Source organism: Streptomyces sp. 13-12-16 (assembly GCF_002114215.1).
GTDB lineage: Bacteria > Actinomycetota > Actinomycetes > Streptomycetales > Streptomycetaceae > Streptomyces.
This window is the reverse complement of sequence record NZ_NCTE01001266.1, coordinates 1-645: the sequence shown is the minus strand read 5'-3', so window position 1 is coordinate 645 and position 645 is coordinate 1. Positions and strand designations below refer to the sequence as shown.

Sequence of the window (645 nt, the reverse complement as noted above, 5' to 3'; positions counted from 1 at the left end):
CGCGGTGGTGGTGCACCCGGACGGCAGCTGGACGGTCGTGGAGATCAAGTCCTTCCCGATGCTGGACGGCGCCGCGGACCCGGCGAAGGTCGGCGCGGCGGCACGGCAGGCGGCGGTGTACGTGCTGGCCCTGGAGCGGGTGGCCGCGCGGCTGGACCCGGCCCCGCGCGTACGCCACCGGATCCTGCTGGTGTGCCCGAAGGACTTCTCCAACCTGCCGACCGCGTCCGCCGTGGACGTGCGCAAGCAGCGCGCGGTGACCGCCCGTCAGCTGGACCGGCTGACCAGGATCGAGGAGATCGCCGACACGCTCCCCGAGGGCACGTGCTTCTCGCCGGAGCTGCCCGCCGAGCGGCTGGCCGAGGCCGTGGAGGCGGTCCCGGCGACCTACGCGCCGGAGTGCCTGTCCGCGTGCGAGCTGGCCTTCCACTGCCGGGACCGTTCCCGCGCGCAGGACGCGGTGACCCGTCTGGGCCGCCCGGTACGGGCGGAGCTGGGCGGTCTGACGACGGTCGGGGAGGTGCTGGCGGCGGCCCGCGGGGAGGCCGGTGACCCCGACGACCCGGCGGTGGCGGCACTGCGCAGGGCGGCGGCCCTGCGCGCGGAGGCGCTGGAAGCGGCGGCCCTGCCGGAGGTGGCTCCTTG

General features: G+C 76.6%; 1 pseudogene. It reads left to right on the top strand.

The annotated features are described in order from the left end of the window. Window positions 1-645: pseudogene (locus B7767_RS38945) on the top strand (hypothetical protein); the annotation flags it as partial.